The sequence below is a fragment of the Photobacterium sp. DNB22_13_2 genome (genome assembly GCF_052873915.1).
Window position 1 is genome coordinate 1 of record NZ_JBNNXU010000297.1, and the last position, 236, is coordinate 236.

Consider the following 236-nt stretch of genomic DNA (forward strand, 5'->3'; position numbering starts at 1 on the left):
GTTCTGCTCGCACCGTGGCGTGTCGCTGTATTTCGGCCGCAATGAAGAGAACGGCATCCGCTGCGCGTATCACGGCCTGAAGTTCGACCGCGACGGCAAGTGCGTGGACGTGCCCTCCGCGCCGGAGGCCTGCAAGCACATGGGTATCAAGGCATACCCGACGATCGAGCGCGCTGGCATCGTCTGGGCCTACCTGGGTCCGAAGGACAAGCAGCCTGCGCCGCCCGATGTGGAGT

At 64.8% G+C, this 236-nt stretch carries 1 protein-coding gene; it reads left to right on the forward strand.

What is annotated here, in order from left to right:
• The coding region (locus ACVA58_RS28715) for a Rieske 2Fe-2S domain-containing protein (RefSeq protein WP_446513628.1) at nt 1-236 on the forward strand (236 nt) is incomplete at both ends.